We start from the raw sequence: 19,947 nt of genomic DNA, 5'->3' as shown, positions 1-19,947 counted from the left end.
GGTGCGCCGCGAATCGGGGTGATCTGTGTGGGAACGCCCCGTCATTGAGTTGGTGCCACCGCGCTATCCAGGTCTTACCTCGATTTGGTGATTGATCTGGGGTAAGGACTCCTGGCAGTGCGACACCAAGAAGTCATGAAGTTTGATCAGGGCGCCCCAGGCATAGCCAGCCAGCTACGGATGCGCGCCCGATCTCGCCGCCAGGATTCTGGCGCCCTTCCCGATCGAGCCAAGCGGGATGGGATCATGGCCATCGTGAACCCGACCACTCCGGAGCTCGAAGACCTGGCTCCGGAGGAGTCTTGGGTGAGCGAGCTCAACGGCAGTGGGCCGTCAAGACATGTCGCTCAACGGAATCTCCACGACCTGCTGGTCCGTTCCACCAGGCATCAGGTCTGGCGCCTGCGTCATCAACTGCCAGGTGCCGGGGAGGGCGACTTGGAGGATCTCGCTCAGCAGGCAGCAGACGACGCGTTGATCGCAGTTCTCGCCAAGCTCGACACCTTCGAGGGGCGCAGTCGGTTCAGCACGTGGGTCTACAAGTTCGGTCTCCTACACGCCGGTGTCGCCGTGCGTAGGCAGGCCTGGAGGCACCGCGAGGTGGCTCTTCCCGACACGCTGGACTCGTTCGATCCGGGCTCTTCTCCTGAGGCGATTGTGCAGGCCAACGACCTGTCGCGGGCTGTTCGGGACCTCGTGGCTAGTGGGCTGACCCCGCACCAACGCCGGGTCACCCTCGCGCTCCTGGTGGAGCAGGTGCCCATCGACGTACTGGCCGAACGACTCGGAACCAACCGCAACGCCTTGTACAAGACCCTGCACGACGCGCGACAACGACTACGCACCGGCCTGATCATTGCCGGCTACCTCGACGGATCATCCACCCGGAGCGCATCATGACCGATCCCAGCGTGAACCTACCGGCGGCGATCCTCGACAGCTTGCTCCTGGACACCAGCCCCTATCTGTCCTGCGACGAGTGCTTCGACCAACTGGACATCTACGTCGAACGACTCCGCCAAGATCCGACATACCGGGATGTCTCGATGCAAGTGCACCTGAGCGCGTGTGCCGCGTGCGCGGAAGAAGCAGAAGCGCTCATGGATCTGCTCTCGGGTCGCGCCGGATAAAACGCCCGTTGCGTGCAATCCGTGCTTCCGAGACCGGCCAGCATCAATGAAGCGACGACACTTGAGCGCCGGCCTCTTCAGCGCGAAAGCGAAGCCCGGACCGGCTCACTCATGTCCCTTTGATGTTCAGCCCTTGACCTTCGAGCTACCCGAAGCCCCATGCTCGAAGGGTGAACGACGATCTTGTCCCCGTGGGAGCCTTCGCGAAGCTGTCCGGGCTCAGCGAGCACACCCTGCGGCACTATGACGCGATCGGGCTGCTGGCGCCGGCCCACGTGGACCCCCGGACCGGCTACCGGCGATATTCGCCGGACCAGTTGACCACGGCTCGTCTGATCGCCGACCTGCGGTGGCTCGGTGTCTCGCTCGCCGCTGCCAGGACCGTCGTCGCCGACCCCGACTCCGTCCAGGCCCGCGCGCTGCTCGCCGATCAGAACGACCGGCTGATCAGGCAGCGCCATCACCTCGACCGTCAGATCGCTCAATGCTCCGCCTACGCCACCGAAGGGATCCGGATGCCTACGATCGCCACGACCATCACGCCGGTGCAGATCAAGCTCGGCGTGAGCGACAAGGCGCGAGCTGAGCGCTTCTACGAGGAAGCCTTCGGTTTGGTGCAACGGGTCGTCCGCCACACCCGCGACAGGGACGACAGCGCGTACCAGTTCGGTGACTACGGGCAGCCAGGGTTCTTCTTGCTGTTCTTCCTCGACGAGTCCAGCTTCGACCGTCCAGGACCCAGCACGATCGGCTTCCTCGTTCCCGATCTCGACGGGGCACATCGGCGCGCGTTGCGGGCCGGCGGTGTCGAGGCGGTCGCTCCGGCCGAGCAGGAGGACATGCCCAGGTCCAGCGCGGTGACAGATCCGGACGGCAACTGGGTCTGGCTGTACCAGGGTTGACGGCGCGAAAATGAGCCGACGCCTGTCGGTGCCCATCGCTAGCCTCCTCGACCATGTCGGATGAAGCAGTGATCCGGGTGCGGAACCTGAGCAAGGAGTTCCGCAGACCGCGTCGGTTCGAGGGCCCGCTGGGTGGGTTGCGCACCTTGCTCACTCGACAACACAGTGTGGTGTCGGCGGTCGAGGATGTGTCGTTCGACATCGAGCCCGGCGAACTGGTCGGCTACCTCGGTCCGAACGGCGCCGGGAAGTCGACCACGATCAAGATGCTGACCGGGATCATGGTTCCGACGTCCGGGACAGTCGAGATCGCCGGGCTGACTCCGTGGCAGGACCGGGAGCGCAACGCACGCCAGATCGGGGTCGTGTTCGGCCAACGCTCACAGCTGTGGTGGGACCTGCCGGTGATCGAGTCGTTTCGGCTGGTGAAGGAGCTCTACGAGGTCCCGGCCGCGATGTTCGACGCCAATCTGGCGATGTTCACCGAGCTGCTCGGGATGGCTGAGTTCCTGGCGACACCGGTACGCCAGTTGTCGCTGGGTCAGCGGATGCGAGCAGATCTGGCTGCGGCCATGCTGTACGAGCCGGCCGTGCTCTATCTCGACGAGCCGACCATCGGACTGGACGTGCTGGCCAAGGAGGCGATCCGGGCCTTTCTCGCCGAGCTCAACAGCGCGCGGCGGACGACGATCATCTTGACCACCCATGACCTCGATGACCTCGAACGACTGGCCACTCGCCTGATCCTGATCGACCACGGTCAGGTCGTCTACGACGGCGATCTCGCCACCTTGAAGACCCGGTACGCCCCGTATCGGGACGTCGTCGTCCAGCCCAGCGATCCCACCCAGGCTCGCGACTTGACGGTGCTCGGCACCGACGTTGCCCGCGTCGAGGACGGCAAGGTATGGCTGCGCTTCAAACCCCGACCAGCAGCCGGTCGCTGCCGTCGTCGGCGCCGTGCTGGCGGACTACGAGGTCTCCGACCTGTCTATCGTCGATCCCGACCTCGAGGGTGTGCTGCGGCAGATCTATGCCGCTGGCGACGCATCCGGTCCCGATGTCGCATGAGAGGCACTGTCGTACGGACCGGCCGGGTCAGTTGGCGGTCACGGTTTCGTGCCAGCGTCGTGATCGCAGTTCTGGCTGGTCGCAGTCTATGGGTGTACCGATCTGGATTGCTGATCTCGGCCGGCGTACTGCTGGTGCAGATCTTCGCGCTGCAGATGGTGTGGACCTGGGTGTATGCCGGCGACTCGGTCGTCGATGGGTCCGGTGGGGTGGGGGAGATCTCGCTACCCGTCCAGCTTGCTTACGTGACCTTGTCCACGGCGCAGTTCTGGGCACTGAACCACTGGGGGGTCTATTCGCTGCAGCAACGCGTCCGTGAGGGCCGCATCGGCACCGACCTCGCGCGACCACTTGATCTGCTCTGGCAGGTCACCATGGGCCGGGTCGGCACCATCGCCGGATGCCTACCGTTTGCCCTGGCCGCACTGCTGATCGCCATGGCATTCGGAGGTGTCGTGGCACCGGCCTCGGCAGGTGCGTTGGTGGCCTACCTGGTCGCGCTGGTGTTGGCCACCGTCATCTCGGTGCAGCTGGTGCTGCTGCTCGACATGACCTCCTTCTGGTCGTTGGAGGTGACCGGCATCTACTTGTCGTTCACCTTGGTCTCTCGATTCCTGTCTGGCTCTTTGGTGCCGCTGTGGTTCATGCCTGACTGGCTGCGGGTCGTCGCGGGACTGTTTCCGTTCCAGGCCACGACCTTCAGCCCGGTCGCCATCTACCTGGGTGTGCTTCAGGGCTCAGCGATGTGGCAGGCGCTCGGCATCGCCGCCGCCTGGGCGGTTGTCCTGGGCGTCGCGCTTCGGCTCAGCTGGGGTCGAGTTCTCAATCGCGTCGTCGTCCAGGGCGGCTGATCCAGGTGCTCAAGCGACTCCGCCGTCAAGTCCGGATGTATCGGGTTCTGCTCGTCGCGTCGATGCGCGCCCAGGGCCAGTACCGGGCCAACCTGATCATCGAGTTGATCGGGGCGATCGCCTATCAGGGTGCCGGGTTCGCGTTCGTCTGGGTGGTTGTCGACCGCTTCGGCGACATCGGCGGCTGGGGTCTGGCCGAGCTGGCGCTGCTGTACGGGCTCCGGCTGGGTGCCCATGGCGTCTTCACCTTCGGTTTCGCCCAACTGATGGGTCGCATCACCGAGGTCGTCCGCGAAGGCGAGTTCGACCGCTATCTCACTAGGCCGGTGAATCCGCTCATCCAGCTGCTGACCAGGAGATTCAGTCTGACGGTCCTGGGCGACCTGGTCTGCGGCATTGCCCTCATCGTCGTCGGTGCCACTCACGTCGACGTGGCTTGGACTGCTCCGGCGCTGGCCTATCTCGTGCTCGCTCTTCTCGGCGCCGCGCTGGTCGAGGCGGCCATGCATCTTGCGGCTTCGGCGCTCGCTTTCCGGCAGACCACGACGTACGCGCTGTCCGACGCGATCGATCAGCTGCTGTCGACCCTCGGCGGCTATCCGCTCAAGATCTTTCCGGTGTCCGTGCAGCTCGGGCTGACCTTCGTCTTCCCGCTGGCCTTCATCGCCTACTTTCCTGCCACGATGCTGCTCGGACGGACCGATGAGCTGCTGCTGCCGTGGCTCGCGATCCTTGCCCCGCTGGTCGGCGTCCTGCTCTTTGCTGCGTCCTATGGCTGCTGGCGGAGCCAGATCCGGCACTACGCCAGCACCGGACACTGAGTGGCATTCGTCGTTACGATCCGGCGATGAGGTTCGTCCTGCTCCATGCGCTGCCGTTCGACGAGCGGATGGGGGAGCTGGTCGGGTCGGTGCCGGAGTGCCGCAAGGTGATCGTCGGGCGGGCCAGACCAGGGGCTCTGGTTGGATGAGGTGATGGTCCGTACAGAGCAGTTCGTCGACGTGCTGGGGCTGAAGCGCGCGGCATCCGGAACGACGGACTGAGACATGTCAGGCACTGGTGGACGCCGGCGGGAGGTCGTGACGAGCGACCGGGTCCGGATCGACGGCGGGCTGGTCCGCCGCCCGGCCTATCCGTGGACCGCAACGGTGCACGACCTGCTCCGGCACCTGCACGCCGCCGGATTCGTCGTCCCCGAGCCCGTCGCCCTGGACACCACGGCACCCGCGTCGGACGGCGCCGCGATCGGTGTCGAGACGGTGCGCTTCGTGCCCGGTGTCTCGGGCGCGGACGCCTGGCGGCTGCAGGCAACAGACGAGGGGCTGCGCTCGGCTGCGCGACTGCTGCGGCAGGTTCATGAGGCCACCTGGTCGTGGACTCCGCCGGCAGACGCGGTTTGGGCGTTCCCGCCGGCCGCAGACCCCTCCGGCACGGTATGCCACGGCGACCCCGGGCCTTGGAACATGGTGTGGCGCGACGGCCAGGCAGTCGGCCTCATCGACTGGGATCTCGCGCGACCTGCTCCCGCCCTTGACGACATCGCGTACGCGCTGGACTACCTTGCGCCGTTTCGCGGTGACGAGGACAGCGTGCGCTGGCACGGTTTCGACACACCGCCCGATCGTCGCATGCGCATCCGGGTCTTCCTCGACGCATACGGGATCGACCCACCCGCAATCGTGGACACGATCCTGGCTCGTCGGCGCGCGACGGCTGACGAGCTGCGCAGCCTGGCCGCGCGGGGTGTGGAGCCGCAGCGCACCTGGGTCGCCGAGGGCTTCCTGGAGACGAGCGAGCGGCATTTGGCCTGGTCGGTGGAGCACCGCGCCTTGATGGAACCCGTGCCGGACAAGTCCCCGAATGGTTGTTAGCTGAAGGATCATCTCCGTCATTGGGGATAACTCGGGCCGAGGGCCACGTTCTCGCTGCGAGTCAGCGTCCTGGGATGAGAACCGCCTCTCAGCACGTCCGGAGTCAGATCTCGGTAGCGGCTACTGATGCCGGTCGGCGGCTTCTAGCGGACCCTGAACTCGAGCCACCTGACTCACCCGCCACCCAATACACCAGGAGCACTCACCATGCCCACCAGTACCCCTCAACCACGCACCCGCGCCGGCCATCGCGCGGCCATCGGCATGGCCACCGCGGCCCTTGTCGCCACTGGTCTGGCCGGGACGGCCGTCATCGCGGCCGCCGACGACTCGTCACGTGTGCGACCCGAGCCGACCATGACGGCTCTCGCTCCGGCCGGTACCGCTGTCCCGACCATCGCCCCGACCAGCGCACCGCCGATCGGCGAGCGCTTTGCTCGTACGGAACTCTTCTTCGGTACTGAGAAGCCAGGCCCCGATGTCACAGACCGACAGTTCAAGGCATTCGTCGACCGAGTGGTGACGCCGCGGTTCCCCGACGGTCTCACCCAGTACGACGCCTCCGGGCAGTTCCGCGACTCCAGTGGCCGGATCGTCAAGGAGCAGTCCAAGGTGATCGTTCTGCTCTACCCGATCGCCGACGCCGGGCCGAGCACGGTCATGATCGAGGAGATCCGCGACATCTACGAGAAAGCCTTCGATCAGGAGTCGGTGCTGCGGGCCGACAGCGTGGAGCTGGTCGACTTCTGAACTGGGTCATCCATAAGGTCGGACCCTATCTACGGTGGGTCGTTGCCGATCAGTCCGTCGACGGCCTCGCGAAGCATCGACGCATGCCCGGTGTGCAGCAGATTCTCCTCGAGAATGTCCACGAGCACTCGGCGTAGGTTGACCACGTAGTCGTCGCTGCCCCACGGGACCGTGGCGTCGAGACGATCGTCGGCCACGATCTGTCCCCAGATTTGCCGGGTGCGAGCCGCCGTTCGATACCAAAGGTCATAGAGCACCTCCGGTCCATCAGTCACGGCGGTACGCCACTCCCACTCCGGGTCGGCAGACCTGTCCACTTCGTCCGCTGGTGGCCCGGGGCTTTCGCCAAGGGCGCGGGCAGTCCAGGTCAGCTCGACCAATGCCAGGTGTTTGATCAGCCCGGCGAGTGTCATGGTGGACGGCGGATGTCGACGGCCAAGCTGCTCCGCATCCAGTCCGCCCGTCTTCCAGGCGAACTGTTTATGGACCCGGTCCAGTGCGAACAGCAGCAACTCACCCTCGCTTCCTTGCTGGCAGTCCGCGAGAGGGAGATCGGTGTAGTCCATGCCGAACGGTATCGCCGCCACAAGTCGTTAAGTGACGATGACTCCGGCCTCGGCAGACTCGCCATTTCGGGTGACCCGGACGGTCCAACAGCCCTTGTCGCGAGCGGACTCTGTGACGGAGTGGATGTCTCTTCCGAGGGCTGGGCAGAGCAACCCGACGCGACCAGCGCCGCGACGAAGCCGAGGCTCCAGCCGACCAGCCGACTGCCCGTTCGATGTGGTTTTCGGAACACGTTGGATCAGGCCCTTCTCGCGCAAATGACCATCGGCACGTGACTTCCTTCGCGCTAGAAGTGTCTGTTTGACGCGACGATCAGCTCGACCGTTGTCAGCAGCCCCCTGGTGGCAGACTCCGGACGTGTGGGCGTGACCAAGGCCGCGCGCAATCCCACGGCTTCGGCTCCAGCGATGTCGGCCACTGGATTGTCGCCGATCATCCAGGAGCGGTCCACCCAAGCACGGGCGAGATCAATGGCGCGTCTGAAGATGAGCGGGTTGGGCTTCTCTGCGCCGATCGCAGCGCTGGTGATGGTCAGCTCCACCGGCCGCGACAATCCGAGGTCACGCACGAGTTCGGGCAACTCCGGAGCGTGATTGCTCACAATGACATTGCGGTAGCCGCCGCGTTGCGCGCGTTCCAGTGCACTCGCGGCGTCGGGGAGTACGCACCACGCATCGGGGCGGTAGTACGTCGCCGGCAGCAGGTCGGCGGCAGCGTTGGCGACCTGCTGGGTGATCCCGGCGGCCAGGTAGGCGTTCATGACCACTGGTCGGAGTCGCGCCCACCAGGCGGCTGATGTGGTGACCTCGACGACGACGTCGGGTTGATGCCATGGGAACCCGTTCTGCAACAGTGGTCGCAACTGGTCGGCGTGGAGAAGGATGTGTGGGTCTACTCGGCGTACTGCATCGACGAGCGCGCCGGACCAGCGCCCTTCGCGAACCGCCAACGTGCCGTCGAAATCCCAGAACAGGACGGCTCTCCACTCGGCGGGTGAGCCGCCCTCATCCATGAGGGATCCAAGCGATCGGGGACGGGATCGAGTGCGGCCAAGTCGGTGTGCCCAAGGGTCGGCTACTCCTCCTCGAGTCCCATTAGCTCGTTGATCTGACGGGCCAACTCCAGGTCCTTGTGAGTCAGTCCGCCCGCGGAATGGGTGGACAGCACCAGGGTCACGGTGTTCCAGCGGATGTCGATGTCGGGATGATGATTGCGCTGTTCGGCCTCGTGGCCGATCTGGTTGACCAGATCGAGGGCCGCGACGAAGTCGGCCAGTTCGAACGACGTCGAGATCGAGGTCTGGTCATCGCTCAGCGTCCAGTTGGGTAGGTCCTCGAGACCGGTGGCGATCTCGGCTGCGGTCAGGCGAGTCATGCCTCCAGCCAACGACGCCTGCTCGCCCGTGTCAACGCCGATCGGGGGTCGGACTTCGGTAGGTTGCCAGCGTGACGGTGACGGATCGGGTCCGGGAGCGGACCGAGCGGCTACGCTCGCGTGCCCAGCCGGTCCAGACCCGAGTTCAACGGATCCTGCAGATCGGGTGGATCGCCCACATCCAACGGGCCATCCAGCGCTACAACGGTCGCTTCGGTTTTCAGTTCGGCGCCGGCGTCGCGTACTTCTCGGTGCTGGCGATCGTGCCGGTGCTGATGGTCGCCTTCTCGATCCTCGGCTTCTTCCTGGTCGAGCTGCGACCGGACCTGATCACCAAAGTGTCCGAGCTGGTCACCGACCAGCTCCACGGGGTGGACTCGGAGTCCTTGGCTCGGATCGAGTCTTTCGTGCTGAGCACGCTGCAGAACTACACCTCGATCGGGAGCGTGGGACTGATCACCGGCCTTTACAGCGGCGCGGCTTGGATGGGCCACCTCCGCAATGCCATCGACGCCCAATGGCGGATCGACTTCGATGCCGAGCGGGACACCACCCCGTACGTGATCAAGGTGGCGGTCAATCTGGTCCGAATGGCCGGCCTGCTGCTGGCCATCGGCATCACCTTCGGCCTGGCCACCATCTCCACCAACCTCGCCCAGCAGATCGCCACCTGGCTGGGGTTCGGCGACACCTGGTTCACCTCGGCGATGCTGCGCATCCTCGCGCCGTTCCTGTCGCTGGTCGCCGGCTGGCTGACCTTCTGCTACATCTACCTGGTCGTCCCGCGGCAGCGAGAGGGCTGGCGCTACATCAGGATCGGGGCACTGTTCGGTGCCATCGGACTGTTCGTCCTGCAGTACGGCACGGCATTGATCATCGGCGCCATCTCGGGGAACACGGCCGTTGCCGTCTTCGGGCCGGTGATCGCGCTGATGCTCTTCTTCAACCTCTTCGCTCAGCTGATCTTGATCGTCGCCGCCTGGATCGCGACCTGCGAGGAACCGGCCTTCATCGACCTGGATGAGAGCCGGGTCCGGTTCGCCATCACCCCGCCCAAGCCAGCCGAGGAGGGACCGCCGATGGTGACCGAGGAAACGGCGGCGCGCTCGGTTCGACTCGGCCTCGGGGTTGGCTGGCTGACCGGCACCGCCACCGGTCTGGGGCTGGGGGCGGTGCTCGCCTGGATCGTCGGCGCGCTCGGCCGACTTCTCAGTGGGCGGCGATCTTCTCGGTGACCGGCTGGCCGATGCCGGCCAGCAACTCGACGAACCACGGCTCGTCGATGTCGAAGGGCTTGCCGCCCTTGATCCGGGAGAACTCGATGGCCCGCAGCACGTCGCCCTGCTCCTCGTCGTGCCCGATCACCCCTGCCTCGCCGCGCAGCGCGCAGTCGACAGCCAACTCGGTCATCGAGCGGATCAGTTCGAGATCGGCCAAGTTGGCCCTGGCCGCGCGCGAGAAGTAGCCCGACTTCTGCACCATCACCTTCTCCGCGCCCAGCCGCTCGGCGAACTTCTTGGCGAACCAGGCGCCGGGGTTGAGCTTGTCGATCTTCACGTGTCCAAACGGATCACGAACGACCTCCTCGCCGGACTCCTCCAACTCAGCGACGATGGTGTCCAGACCCGCGCCCTCGGAAATGAAGAGGTTCACCGAGCCGATCTCGTCCATCACTCGTGCCAGCCGATCCGACTCGGCGGCCAGATCGAGGTGTGCCTCCGGCACGTACACGCCGTGTACGTCCCAGGCGTCCCGGGAGAGCCCGATGCCTGGCACCCACTCCTGGGTGTCGAGCCAGGCCCGGTACGCCCGCGCGGTCGCGGCGGTCAGCCAGCCGCAGTGCCGGCCCATCACCTCGTGCACGATCAGCATCCGGGAGCCGGAGTTGTGCTCGCCGATGATGTTCTGGGCGAACCGCGCGCCCTGCTCGGCCGCGGTCCAGGCACCGAGTGACTGGCGGATCGGGATCACGTCGTTGTCGATGGTCTTCGGCAGGCCGACGACGGTCAACTCGTAGCCGTTCTCATGCAGGTACGCCGCGAGATCGGCGGCAGTGGTGTTGGTGTCGTCCCCGCCGATGGTGTGCAGCACGTCCACACCATCCGCGGTCAAGCGGTCGGCGGCCGCCTTCAGCGGGTCGACGCCCTCGGCGACCAGGCCACGTTTGACCAGATCCTTGGCGTTGGTCAGCTTGACCCGCGAGTTGCCGATCGGGGAGCCGCCGAACCGGTGCAGGACATCGGCGTGGGCGCGAACCTCGGGCGTCACGGTGAGGTAGTCGCCGGACAGCAGACCCTGATAGCCGTATCGATAGGCGATGATCTCGATGTCGGGGGCGAGCGCGGTGTAGCGCTGGATCAGCCCGCCGATGGCCGAGGACAGGCATGGTGCGAATCCACCGGCAGTGAGCAGTGCGACCTTGGAAACCATGCTGTCAAACCTATCCGACACCGACGTCGGGAATCGTGTTCGTCCGCGGCGTCGCGCACGGCTGAGAAGCCGCTAGGCTCCCGAAGATGGCGCGCTATTTCGATGTCCATCCCGACAACCCTCAGCCGCGGACCATCGCCAAGGTGGTCGATCTGCTCCACGACGACGCATTGGTCGCCTATCCAACGGACTCGTGCTTCGCTCTCGGCATCCAGCTGGGCAATGCCGACGGGATCGAGCGCATCCGCAGCATCCGCGACTTGGACAAGCACCATCACTTCACCCTGGTCTGCAGCGATTTCGCTCAGCTGGGCCAGTTCGTCCATCTCGACACTGCTGTGTTCCGGGCGATCCGAGGAGCGACGCCTGGGCCGTACACCTTCATCCTGCCGGCCACCCGGGAGGTGCCGCGCCGGATGCTCCACCCGAAGAAGCGGACGGTCGGCGTGCGGATCCCTGACCACAAGACCACCCGCGCCCTGGTCGAGGCCATGGGTGAGCCGCTGCTGTCCAGCACGTTGCTGCTGCCCGGCGACGAGGAGCCGATGACCCAGGGCTGGGAGATCAAGGACCGGCTGGACCACCTGGTCGACGCCGTGCTGGATTCCGGTGACTGTGGCGAGGTGCCGACCACGGTGGTTGACTTTTCCACTGGGGCGCCGGAGGTGCTCCGGGTCGGCGCCGGCGACCCCAGCCGGTTCGAGTGAGCCTGGTCAGCGCACCTTCTTGGACTTCCCGGCCGCGTTCTTGGTGATCGTCACCTGGTCAAGGACCTGGCCGACTTTCTTCGAGGTGGACGATCCCTTGCCCTTGTAACCGACGACCGCGCGGTAGACCAGCGAATCCTTGCTGACGGTGACCGTCTGGTACGTCGCGGTCTGGACCGCCCCGGCGACCCGCGTCGCCCCGCCGCGGTTCCAGTCCTTGGCAGAAGCGTCGTAGAACTTCTTGCCGGAAACCGACACCGCGTACACGGTCGAGTTCTTGTTCGAGCCGTAGTAGCCGCGGTCATAGGAGTGGTCGTGGCCGGAGAGGACGAGGTCGACGTTGTACTTGTTGTAGAGCGGCAGCAGAGCGCTGCGGATCTTGCTGTTGTTGCGATCCGGTCGCGAGGCGAACGGGCCGGCGTGCTGGAGCACCACCGTCCAGCGCTGCTTGTTGCTCTTCAACGCGGTCTCCAGGAACGCGGCCTGCCGTTTGAGATCACCGTCGAAGGTGTCCAAGACGATGAACCGAACGCCTTGATGGTCGGTGTAGTACCAGGTGGCACCCTGCTTGGCGACCCCGTTGCGCGGCCAGGTGTAGTAGCTGCGGAAGGCCTGTCCGCTGCCCGAACTGCACTTCTTCAGCAGCACGCACTGCTCGTGGTTGCCAATCGAGATGAGCCAGTTCTTGGTGGTCCGGGTCGGATAGGTGGCGGCCATGAACTGGCGCCACTGGGTGATGCTGTTCGGCTTGTTGACCACGTCGCCGGCGTGCAACAGCAACGGCGCCGACGAGTTCTTGGCCACCGCCGTGTCGATGATGTTCTCCGGTACGCCCGTGTTCTCCACTTGAGTGTCGCCGAAGGCCAGGAACGTCCAGCTGCGATCCAGGCTCGCCCTGGCGGTGGTGAAGGACTTCCACGCCGTTGAGCCGCCCGAGGTCACGATCCGGTACGTGTAGCGCGTGGCGGGACTGAGTTTGGTCGCGGTCGCGGTGAACGCGTACGCGTTGATGCCGGCGTACTTCTTCTGGACACGCATCTTGTACGTGGCGGAGACGCTCGCGACCTTGCCGTTGGGCGCCTTGACCTGGACCTGCTGACCGGAGCGGTTCTTGGTCATCCGCCAGGTGAAGGTCTGCGAGCGAGCCGGATCCGCAGTCGGGGTCAGCGTGATCGAGGTGGGCTTGCTCGTGGCGTTGGCGGTCGGCACCGGGCCGACCAGCAACAGCCCCACAGCGAGTAGCACCGCGGTCAGCCAGCCGCCAAGGCGGAGGGGAAAGCGCCGGGACATGTGGTGTTCACCTATCGTTCGTCGAGTCGACACCCAGCCTGACTTCCGACTCGGGATTTGTCACGTACCTCGACCGTACGTTAGAAGATCCTCATTTAGCCTGCTGGCTGAGCTCAGCCATCGCCCGGTCCAAAGCCACCAATCCCTGGACCAGGGCACGGAGGTCGTCGTCGGAGAGCCGATCGAGCACCTGCGGCGGCATCCGGTTTCCGGAGCTGATCAGACTGCGCAGCGTGGACGAGCCGGCATCAGTGACGCTGAGTCGGCGAATGCGCCGATCGTCGGGGTCATCGGAGCGGCGGACCATGCCGTGCTCGACCAGCCGGTCGACCAGTCCCGACATCGTCGCTACCGACACGCCCAAGGTCTCGGCAAGGCCGTGTCCCGTCGCCCGGTCGCGCTCGGCGGCGATCAGCGTGAGCACCTTGAGCTGCTGCATGGTCAAGGGAGTCGACATCAACGGCTCGGCAAGCGACGAGACGGCTCGGCGATCGAATGAGGCGTGTAACTGGTCGAGCCGGGTGAGCAGGGCGACTCGATCACCGTCGGCGCTGGTCGTCATCTGCAGTCCCTCTTACGGCGTGATCAGGGTTTTCCCTGGGTTGCCCTGATTATATGGCTGATGCTAACGATTCGCTGTGACCGACGTATGGTGATCTCGTGACGTCCCTGACCCGGCTCAGTCTGGCCAATCGGCTCATCATCGGCCTGATCACCATTGCGATCGTCATCTTCGGGGTGCTGGCCACCAGGTCGCTGAAGCAGGAGTTGCTGCCCTCGACGCAGATCCCGACCGCGATCGTGACGGCGACCTACCCGGGCGCGACTCCGCAGATTGTCGCCGAGAACGTCTCCACCCCGATCGAGCGTGCGGTGAGCGGTGTGTCGGGGGTCACCGACGTGACGTCGACCTCGAGCAACGGGATGGCGACGATCAGCGTCCAGTGGGAGTACGGGCTGGACAACGACAAGCTCGTCAGCAATATCCGCAACGCCGTGGACTCGGTGTCCACACTGCCGACCGATGTGGACACCAACGTCGTCACCGGTAGCACCGACGACATCCCGGTGCTGCTGCTGGCTGTCTCGACCGACCTACCGCTGGCCGAGTCCGGCCGCTTGGTGGAGAACGTCGCGGTGCCCGAACTGAGCGCGATCGAAGGCGTCCGCCAGGTCGACGTCACCGGCGAGAGCACGACGCAGCTGACCATCACGTTGCGCCCCGATGACCTGACCGAGCATGACCTGACCGCCCAGGCCGTCACCCAGACGGTGCAGTCCCAGCTGACGGTGATCCCGGCCGGCACGGCGTACGACAACACGTTGGAGATGGCGGTGCAGGTCGGCACCTCCACCGACACGGTCAAGCAGGTGAAGGCGCTGGCCATTCCAACCAGCAAGAAGCCGATCAAGCTGTCCGCGATCGCCGACGTCGAGATCGAGTCGATCTCATCGTCCTCGCTGGCCCGTGCCGATGGCCGACCGGCGCTATCGGTGTCGGTGCTGAAGGACTCCGATGCGGACGCGGTGGCGATCTCGCACGCGGTGGCCGATGCGACCCCGGGCCTGGAGAAGTCGATCGGTCACAACGCGAAGTTCTCCACGGTCTTCGATCAAGCTCCGCTGATCGAGCAGTCGATCCATGACCTCACCGTCGAAGGCGCGCTCGGTCTGCTGTTCGCGGTGATCGTGATCCTGCTGTTCCTGTGGTCGCTTCGCTCGACCCTGATCACCGCGATCTCGATCCCGCTGTCCCTGCTGATCGCCCTGATCGGGCTGCAGGTGGGCGGCTATTCGCTGAACATCTTCACGTTGGCGGCGCTGACGGTGGCGGTCGGGCGTGTCGTCGACGACTCGATCGTGGTGCTGGAGAACATCAAACGCCGTGACACCGGCCATGCTGCGCTGACCCCGGCGGACATCGTGGCTTCGGTGAAGGAGGTAGCCGGCGCGGTCACCGCGTCGACCGCGACGACCATCGCCGTGTTCCTTCCGGTCGCTATCGTCTCCGGCGTCACCGGCGAACTGTTCCGCCCCTTCGCGATCACGGTAGCTGTCGCTCTGGGCGCGTCGCTGCTGGTGTCCATGACCGTGGTGCCGGTGCTGGCGTACTGGTTCCTGCGTGGCGGTAAGCGGAAGAAGAAGGCTGCGGCAGCTGCCGCAGCCGCGGCAGCGGCAGCAACGGCGGGTGCTGCCACCGGGGCCGCAGGCGAACCTGCGGTCGCGGTAGGGCCTGACGGGACTGCTCTGGCTGCGGTGCCCGGCCACGAGGAGACCGACTTCAGCACCACCACTGAGCACACCGACGACGAGACGAAGGTCACCCGCCTGCAGAAGGCGTACCTGCCGGTGCTCGGCTGGGGACTTCGCCACCCGGTGATGACATTGGCTGCAGCAATGCTGGTGTTCGTCGGCACCATGGGCGCCACGACGCTGCTGAAGACCGACTTCATCGGCTCGGTCAGCGATCAGACCGTGCTCACCCTGCAGCAGGAACTGCCCGCCGGTACGCGGCTGACGACGATGAGTGCGGCCGCGAAGAAGGTCGAGGCGGTGCTGGCCGACGATCCACACGTGAAGAGCTATCTGGTCACGATCGGCGGCAGCATCTATTCACCGGTGGGTACGGGTGCGAGCACCGCGGAAATCACCGTGCAGCTGGTCGAGGGTGCGACGGCGGACCAAGTGAAGCCGGACCTGGAGTCTCGGCTTGCCGAGCTCGGCAAGGGGGCAGGCAAGGTCACCGTCACTCAGGCTCAGAACGGGTCTACGAACAACAACATCACCGTGACGGTCAAGGGCGAGAACACCAAGGATCTGCGCAAGGGAGCTGAGCAGGTGCAGGCCGCCCTCAGCAAGATCCCCGGCTTGTCCGATGTCACCAGCAACCTGGCCGAGGAGCGTCAGCTGCTGGAAGTGCAGATCGACAGCAAGGCCGCGGCGGATCTCGGCTTCACCCAAGCCGAGATCGGTCAGGCGATCGCAAGCGCGCTGCGCGGCACCAAGGTTGGCGACATCACGTTGTCCGGCGAGCAGCATGAGGTGTGGATCCGGACCCAGAGCGCCACCGACCCGAGCGCCAAGGATGTCGGCAATCTGCTGTTGCCCGTCACTCAGATCCAGCAGCAGAAGGCGCAGGAGAAGGCCTCGGACGAGCTGGAGAAGCGCTCCGATGCGCTGTCTGACCGCCAGGAGGCACTCGGCGACCGGCAGAAGGCGATGAGCGATGAACAGCAGGCCAAGGCTGATGATGCATCCCAGGAGGCGCTGGACAAGCTTCGGGATCAGCGTGCGGATGCGGTGAAGGCACGGAACAAGGCCGAGGATCAGCTGAGCGACGCACGAAAGGGACTCAAGAAGGCGGAGCAAAGCCTGGCTAAGATCAAGAAGCAGCAACCGGAACTGCCGATACCTGATCCCAGCACGCCGCCTCAGCTGGTGACGCAACAACAGTTGAAGTATGCCCAGGACATGCAGATATGGCAGAGCCAATTGGCCGGAGCGACTGCTGGCGTCAGTCAAGCCGAGGCCGGCATCACCCAACTCAAATCCGCTGTCAAGCAGTCCAACTCCGGCATCGACCAACTCGACGAGCAACTCGACCAGATGCGCGATCAGCAGTCTGAGACGGCCGAACAGCGCCAGAAGTCGCAGCAGTTGAGCGACGAGCAGGAGTCGATCGCCGACGATCAGAAGGCGCTGGCCGAGGATCAGAAGGACCTCGCCGATCTCCGGGCCGGAGCAGTCCGTGTGAAGCACGTCGCCGAGGTGAAGAAGGTGCTCGCACCGACCACCGTCGTCCAGATCAAGGGCGACCCTTCGGTCACCATCACCGCGACGCCGACAGGCTCCGATCTCGGTGCGCTGACGACTCAGGTGACCAGCACACTCGCCGGCCTGAATGATCTGCCGTCGGGAGTGTCGGCGGAGTTGGGTGGCGCGGCGACAGATCAGCAAGAGGCCTTCACGCAACTCGGTTTGGCCATGCTGGTCGCGATCGCGCTGGTGTTCTTGATCATGGTCGGGACCTTCCGCAGTCTGGCCCAGCCGTTGATCTTGATGGTGTCGATCCCGTTCGCGGCGACCGGCGCGATCGCCGCCTTGCTGATCACCGACACCCCGCTAGGCGTACCCGCCATGGTCGGCCTGTTGATGCTGATCGGCATCGTGGTCACCAACGCGATCGTGCTGATCGACCTGATCAACCAATATCGCGACCGAGGTGAGCCTCTGAAGACGGCGATCACCGACGGCGCCCGGTTGCGGTTGAGACCGATCATCATGACCGCCTGCGCGACGATCTTCGCGCTGGTGCCGATGTCGCTAGGTCTGACCGGTGGCGGCGCGTTCATCAGCCAGTCGCTGGCGATCGTGGTGATCGGTGGCCTGGTCTCGTCCACGGTCTTGACTCTGCTGCTGGTGCCGGTGCTCTATTCGCTGGTCGAACGGCGCAGCGAGAAGAAGCGCCTACGGCTCCAAGCCGAGGCGGCCGCTGCCGAGGGCCAGGCAAGCGCCTGAGTTGATCAAGTTGCTGGCTCAACCCCCGATGTCGGGGATGAGCCAGCAACTAGGGCAAGCACTCTGTCCAGCCAAACTCTTACGATGCGTCGACGACTCGGCAGGGCTTCACGGGTCCATGGGCGATGTCGAATTCCACCGAGGCGGTCACTCCGTTCTCAATCGGCACCACCGATGCCGACATGACGAATGTGTCGCCTTTGCCGACGGCCCCCGCCGGGATCGTGACCTCGAACATGTTCTGCCCGACGCCGAGCATCAGTCCGGGACCGGAGACGGCCGTGTACCGATTGGGGGCACACTGCTTGCCCGCCGGCAGATAGGTGATGTCCGCGGGTATTCCGCGCTCCGCGAGCGCGGTGATAGCGGACGCGGGCTGCGCCCGGGCTGATGCCGAGCACCCGCGCGGCTTCGGCAGGGGACAGGTCGTCTACGGCGATGAGTTCGACGACGCTCTGGAGGGAAGCGGGTAGCTCGGCGATCGCGGCGAGCAGCGCCCTCGCCTCGGATTCGGCCGCAACGCGTTCGACTATCCGCTCGGTTGCGTCGGCATCGAGCATGCGGCGCGCACCGAGCCGCTGGACTGCGGCAGCGCCTCGGGCGCGGGAGCGTCGATGGTCGCCAAGAGTGTTGCGGGCGATCCCAATCAGCCATGCCCGCGGCGGGCCGAGGTCTCGGCGGTAGGTCTGCGAGCCGGCGATGGCACGGAGGAAGATGTCCGCCGTCAGATCCGCGACATCGAAAGGATCGTCCACCCGGCGAGCCAAGTACGCCCGTACGAGATCGAGATGCTCACGATAGAAGCGCTCGAACTCCTCGGGCTCGGTGGCGATCCTCGACACGTCCCGCGGCTGGCTGGCCGATCTGGCCGATTCCGTCATCACGAACATTCTTCGCTTGGGCGGCAGCAAGCGTTACAGCTGGTGCGGTCGGACACTACGTCGGCGGGATGGTGGATCTGAGATCCGACCACTTCTCGCGGAAGAGCTCTCGTCGGACGGCAGGCAGAAAATCCGGTGGCAGTGTTCCGGCCCCGGACGGTCTACTTGACCGGTGATTCCAAGCACCTGGATCCCGCACTATCGGGCGAGCGACGGCGAGTTGGTCGGTTACCTTGACGGGGCCGACCCTGCCGTTGTTCCCCGGACGCTCTTCGGCTATCCGCTGGCGGCGGCCTGCACGATGGGTGACGCGATCGAGGTTCTGGAGCACCGTGGACTGTCGTGCCTGAGTGAGCGATGGGATCTCCGGCTCGAGAGCGGGGAACTGGTGCCGGTGCTGATCATGTCCGCTTACGCCGACAAAGTGGTGGTCGTGCAGACCGAGTACGGGTATTTCGGTCCCGACAGCCCGCGGCACACTCTCGCGGCACCAACCGGCGACAGGCTTGTCCTGGGGTGACCACGCGTGGTCAGTGGGGACTGGGCTAGCGGCGGGACTTGGTCGGCAGCGAGTGGGCGAAGGCCTGCTGACCGCGCGCGGTGGGGTGGAAGGACGCTTGCGAGAACGAGGGCGGGTTGGTCGGGTTGAGCACGACCCCGTTCAGCCACGGGGACTTCCTGTCGCACAGGTTGTGACCGCGGAAGGTACCGGCGACGTCGACGTAGTGGGCGTTCACACCAGTGCGTCGCGCCTTGGTCACGGCCGAGGCGATGCCCTTGTTGAGCTGCATGGCCTTGCTACGGACCCAGGCGGCGTCGCTCGCGGTGACGAACAGCGGTGCCTGATCGCTGACCTGGCAGCCCAGTGGGTTGGTGATCTTGGCGCCGAAGATCTTCGGATAGCCGGTGACGTAGATCTTGGCGCGCGGCGCGGCGGCGGCGATGGCGCGGAGTGCATCGGGGAGCGGATAGACGTCCGGCAGGTCCGGCGCATTCCGGCCGCCGGTGAGCGCGGCGATCCGAGTGCTGACGACCAGGTCGTCGCGGGCCGCACAGCCCGGGCTGCCTGGCACCACCGGTGCGAGCTCTGGGGCGGGGGTGTAGACGCAGTCTCCGAAGATCAGCCGAAAGCCGGCGTCGTTGCCGCCTATGGTGAGCGTGACGGTCTCGGTCTTGCGGTTCAGCGCCGCCAGCTGGGGAGCCCTGGTGGTGTTGGGTCGAGTCGCCACCAGATCCGCGATGACCGCACCGGAGCACGCCACGGACGTCAGGTCGTCGAAAGCACGCTTCCTCGAGTCGGTCAACCGGACCGGGTAGCTCTGGCTCGCCGAGCGGTGGCACTCGCCGGGGCCGTCCGTGCCCTCCACGAAGGGCGCCAGACCCTCACCCGAGGCATATGAGTCGCCGAGCGCGACATACCCCGACACTTTGTGGTGGCCCGGTGATGTCGAATGTGGTGGTTTCGGATGCGCCTCCGCCGGCTGCTCTAGGAGGGCCGTGCCGGCGGTGACTGCCAGGGTGGCCACCAGCGCGGCTGCGGACCGACGGAACAGCGGGCGACGACGTACGGCGGTCACAATCGGAGTCCTTCCCGGGGCACACCCA

Annotated in this window: 20 protein-coding genes; 12 read left to right on the top strand and 8 right to left on the bottom strand. The window is 65.6% G+C overall.

Going from position 1 to position 19,947, the window contains the following annotated elements:
- The first annotated feature begins 246 nt into the window (after window positions 1-246).
- From MLP_RS13520 to MLP_RS13485, 8 genes are all read left to right on the top strand, one after another.
- Window positions 247-900, top strand: coding sequence for an RNA polymerase sigma factor (locus tag MLP_RS13520; RefSeq protein ID WP_041790054.1), 654 nt, complete (start codon window positions 247-249; stop codon window positions 898-900).
- Window positions 897-1,130 (top strand): hypothetical protein, encoded by a 234-nt coding sequence (locus MLP_RS13515; protein WP_013863675.1) that lies wholly within the window; start codon window positions 897-899, stop codon window positions 1,128-1,130. Before MLP_RS13520 ends, MLP_RS13515 begins: the two co-directional genes overlap by 4 nt.
- Window positions 1,131-1,300: 170 nt before the next feature.
- Window positions 1,301-2,032 (top strand): MerR family transcriptional regulator, encoded by a 732-nt coding sequence (locus MLP_RS26440; RefSeq protein WP_013863674.1) that lies wholly within the window; start codon window positions 1,301-1,303, stop codon window positions 2,030-2,032.
- Between the two features lie 53 nt (window positions 2,033-2,085).
- Window positions 2,086-3,954, top strand: coding sequence for an ATP-binding cassette domain-containing protein (locus MLP_RS28975; RefSeq protein WP_013863673.1), 1,869 nt, complete (start codon window positions 2,086-2,088; stop codon window positions 3,952-3,954).
- Between the two features lie 5 nt (window positions 3,955-3,959).
- Complete coding sequence (locus MLP_RS13495) at window positions 3,960-4,775, top strand: ABC transporter permease (RefSeq protein ID WP_013863672.1); 816 nt, start codon at window positions 3,960-3,962, stop codon at window positions 4,773-4,775.
- Window positions 4,776-4,801: 26 nt separating this feature from the next.
- Window positions 4,802-4,924, top strand: coding sequence for a hypothetical protein (locus tag MLP_RS29240; RefSeq protein WP_269453360.1), 123 nt, complete (start codon window positions 4,802-4,804; stop codon window positions 4,922-4,924).
- 76 nt (window positions 4,925-5,000) lie between these two features.
- Entirely contained in the window at window positions 5,001-5,825 is an 825-nt protein-coding gene (locus tag MLP_RS13490) for a phosphotransferase enzyme family protein (protein ID WP_013863671.1), read from the top strand.
- A 207-nt stretch (window positions 5,826-6,032) separates the two neighbouring features.
- Window positions 6,033-6,575 (top strand): DUF3574 domain-containing protein, encoded by a 543-nt coding sequence (locus MLP_RS13485; RefSeq protein WP_013863670.1) that lies wholly within the window; start codon window positions 6,033-6,035, stop codon window positions 6,573-6,575.
- Between the two features lie 29 nt (window positions 6,576-6,604).
- Here the strand turns inward: MLP_RS13485 and MLP_RS13480 are convergent, their stop codons facing one another.
- The 3 genes from MLP_RS13480 to MLP_RS13470 form a co-directional block, all read right to left on the bottom strand.
- Complete coding sequence (locus MLP_RS13480) at window positions 6,605-7,141, bottom strand: mycothiol transferase (protein WP_041792318.1); 537 nt, start codon at window positions 7,139-7,141, stop codon at window positions 6,605-6,607.
- A 287-nt stretch (window positions 7,142-7,428) separates the two neighbouring features.
- A complete protein-coding gene (locus MLP_RS26435) occupies window positions 7,429-8,154 on the bottom strand; it encodes an HAD family hydrolase (RefSeq protein ID WP_013863667.1) in 726 nt (241 codons plus the stop codon).
- Between the two features lie 62 nt (window positions 8,155-8,216).
- Window positions 8,217-8,516: a 4a-hydroxytetrahydrobiopterin dehydratase gene (locus tag MLP_RS13470; RefSeq protein WP_013863666.1), complete on the bottom strand. Its 300-nt coding sequence runs from the start codon at window positions 8,514-8,516 to the stop codon at window positions 8,217-8,219.
- A gap of 71 nt (window positions 8,517-8,587) precedes the next feature.
- On the opposite strand from MLP_RS13470, the gene MLP_RS13465 reads away from it, so the two are divergent.
- Window positions 8,588-9,751, top strand: coding sequence for a YihY/virulence factor BrkB family protein (locus MLP_RS13465; RefSeq protein ID WP_013863665.1), 1,164 nt, complete (start codon window positions 8,588-8,590; stop codon window positions 9,749-9,751).
- Here the strand turns inward: MLP_RS13465 and MLP_RS13460 are convergent.
- Window positions 9,726-10,946 carry a pyrophosphate--fructose-6-phosphate 1-phosphotransferase gene (locus MLP_RS13460; protein ID WP_013863664.1) on the bottom strand — a complete coding sequence of 407 codons (1,221 nt, stop codon included), beginning with the start codon at window positions 10,944-10,946 and terminating at the stop codon, window positions 9,726-9,728. The genes MLP_RS13465 and MLP_RS13460 overlap by 26 nt on opposite strands.
- An 86-nt stretch (window positions 10,947-11,032) precedes the next feature.
- Here MLP_RS13460 and MLP_RS13455 point away from each other — a divergent pair, with 86 nt between their 5' ends.
- Complete coding sequence (locus tag MLP_RS13455; RefSeq protein WP_013863663.1) at window positions 11,033-11,653, top strand: L-threonylcarbamoyladenylate synthase; 621 nt, start codon at window positions 11,033-11,035, stop codon at window positions 11,651-11,653.
- 6 nt (window positions 11,654-11,659) lie between these two features.
- On the opposite strand, the gene MLP_RS13450 is transcribed toward MLP_RS13455, so the two are convergent.
- Window positions 11,660-12,943 (bottom strand): purple acid phosphatase family protein, encoded by a 1,284-nt coding sequence (locus MLP_RS13450; RefSeq protein ID WP_013863662.1) that lies wholly within the window; start codon window positions 12,941-12,943, stop codon window positions 11,660-11,662.
- A gap of 91 nt (window positions 12,944-13,034) precedes the next feature.
- A complete protein-coding gene (locus MLP_RS13445; RefSeq protein ID WP_013863661.1) occupies window positions 13,035-13,505 on the bottom strand; it encodes a MarR family winged helix-turn-helix transcriptional regulator in 471 nt (156 codons plus the stop codon).
- Window positions 13,506-13,603: 98 nt separating this feature from the next.
- Between MLP_RS13445 and MLP_RS13440 the strand changes: the two genes are divergently transcribed.
- Window positions 13,604-17,461 carry an efflux RND transporter permease subunit gene (locus tag MLP_RS13440; protein WP_013863660.1) on the top strand — a complete coding sequence of 1,286 codons (3,858 nt, stop codon included), beginning with the start codon at window positions 13,604-13,606 and terminating at the stop codon, window positions 17,459-17,461.
- A gap of 158 nt (window positions 17,462-17,619) precedes the next feature.
- Here the strand turns inward: MLP_RS13440 and MLP_RS13435 are convergent, their stop codons facing one another.
- Window positions 17,620-18,342, bottom strand: coding sequence for an RNA polymerase sigma factor (locus MLP_RS13435; protein WP_083844023.1), 723 nt, complete (start codon window positions 18,340-18,342; stop codon window positions 17,620-17,622).
- Window positions 18,343-18,514: 172 nt separating this feature from the next.
- Here MLP_RS13435 and MLP_RS26430 point away from each other — a divergent pair, with 172 nt between their 5' ends.
- Window positions 18,515-18,862 (top strand): hypothetical protein, encoded by a 348-nt coding sequence (locus tag MLP_RS26430; RefSeq protein WP_013863657.1) that lies wholly within the window; start codon window positions 18,515-18,517, stop codon window positions 18,860-18,862.
- 25 nt (window positions 18,863-18,887) lie between these two features.
- Here the strand turns inward: MLP_RS26430 and MLP_RS26425 are convergent, their stop codons facing one another.
- Window positions 18,888-19,919, bottom strand: a complete 1,032-nt coding sequence (locus MLP_RS26425; RefSeq protein ID WP_013863656.1) for an SGNH/GDSL hydrolase family protein — start codon at window positions 19,917-19,919, stop codon at window positions 18,888-18,890.
- Window positions 19,920-19,947 lie beyond the last annotated feature (28 nt).

Source organism: Microlunatus phosphovorus NM-1 (assembly GCF_000270245.1).
In the GTDB taxonomy this organism is placed as follows: domain Bacteria; phylum Actinomycetota; class Actinomycetes; order Propionibacteriales; family Propionibacteriaceae; genus Microlunatus; species Microlunatus phosphovorus.
This window is presented reverse-complemented; position numbering and strand designations above follow the sequence as displayed.

Coding starts and splice junctions, on each gene's coding strand:
- MLP_RS13520 (WP_041790054.1), top strand. CDS start 247: ATGGCCATCGTGAACCCGACCACTCCGGAGCTCGAAGACCTGGCTCCG.
- MLP_RS13515 (WP_013863675.1), top strand. CDS start 897: ATGACCGATCCCAGCGTGAACCTACCGGCGGCGATCCTCGACAGCTTG.
- MLP_RS28975 (WP_013863673.1), top strand. CDS start 2,086: ATGTCGGATGAAGCAGTGATCCGGGTGCGGAACCTGAGCAAGGAGTTC.
- MLP_RS29240 (WP_269453360.1), top strand. CDS start 4,802: ATGAGGTTCGTCCTGCTCCATGCGCTGCCGTTCGACGAGCGGATGGGG.
- MLP_RS13490 (WP_013863671.1), top strand. CDS start 5,001: ATGTCAGGCACTGGTGGACGCCGGCGGGAGGTCGTGACGAGCGACCGG.
- MLP_RS13485 (WP_013863670.1), top strand. CDS start 6,033: ATGCCCACCAGTACCCCTCAACCACGCACCCGCGCCGGCCATCGCGCG.
- MLP_RS13480 (WP_041792318.1), bottom strand. CDS start 7,141: ATGGACTACACCGATCTCCCTCTCGCGGACTGCCAGCAAGGAAGCGAG.
- MLP_RS26435 (WP_013863667.1), bottom strand. CDS start 8,154: ATGGATGAGGGCGGCTCACCCGCCGAGTGGAGAGCCGTCCTGTTCTGG.
- MLP_RS13470 (WP_013863666.1), bottom strand. CDS start 8,516: ATGACTCGCCTGACCGCAGCCGAGATCGCCACCGGTCTCGAGGACCTA.
- MLP_RS13460 (WP_013863664.1), bottom strand. CDS start 10,946: ATGGTTTCCAAGGTCGCACTGCTCACTGCCGGTGGATTCGCACCATGC.
- MLP_RS13455 (WP_013863663.1), top strand. CDS start 11,033: ATGGCGCGCTATTTCGATGTCCATCCCGACAACCCTCAGCCGCGGACC.
- MLP_RS13450 (WP_013863662.1), bottom strand. CDS start 12,943: ATGTCCCGGCGCTTTCCCCTCCGCCTTGGCGGCTGGCTGACCGCGGTG.
- MLP_RS13445 (WP_013863661.1), bottom strand. CDS start 13,505: ATGACGACCAGCGCCGACGGTGATCGAGTCGCCCTGCTCACCCGGCTC.
- MLP_RS13435 (WP_083844023.1), bottom strand. CDS start 18,342: ATGACGGAATCGGCCAGATCGGCCAGCCAGCCGCGGGACGTGTCGAGG.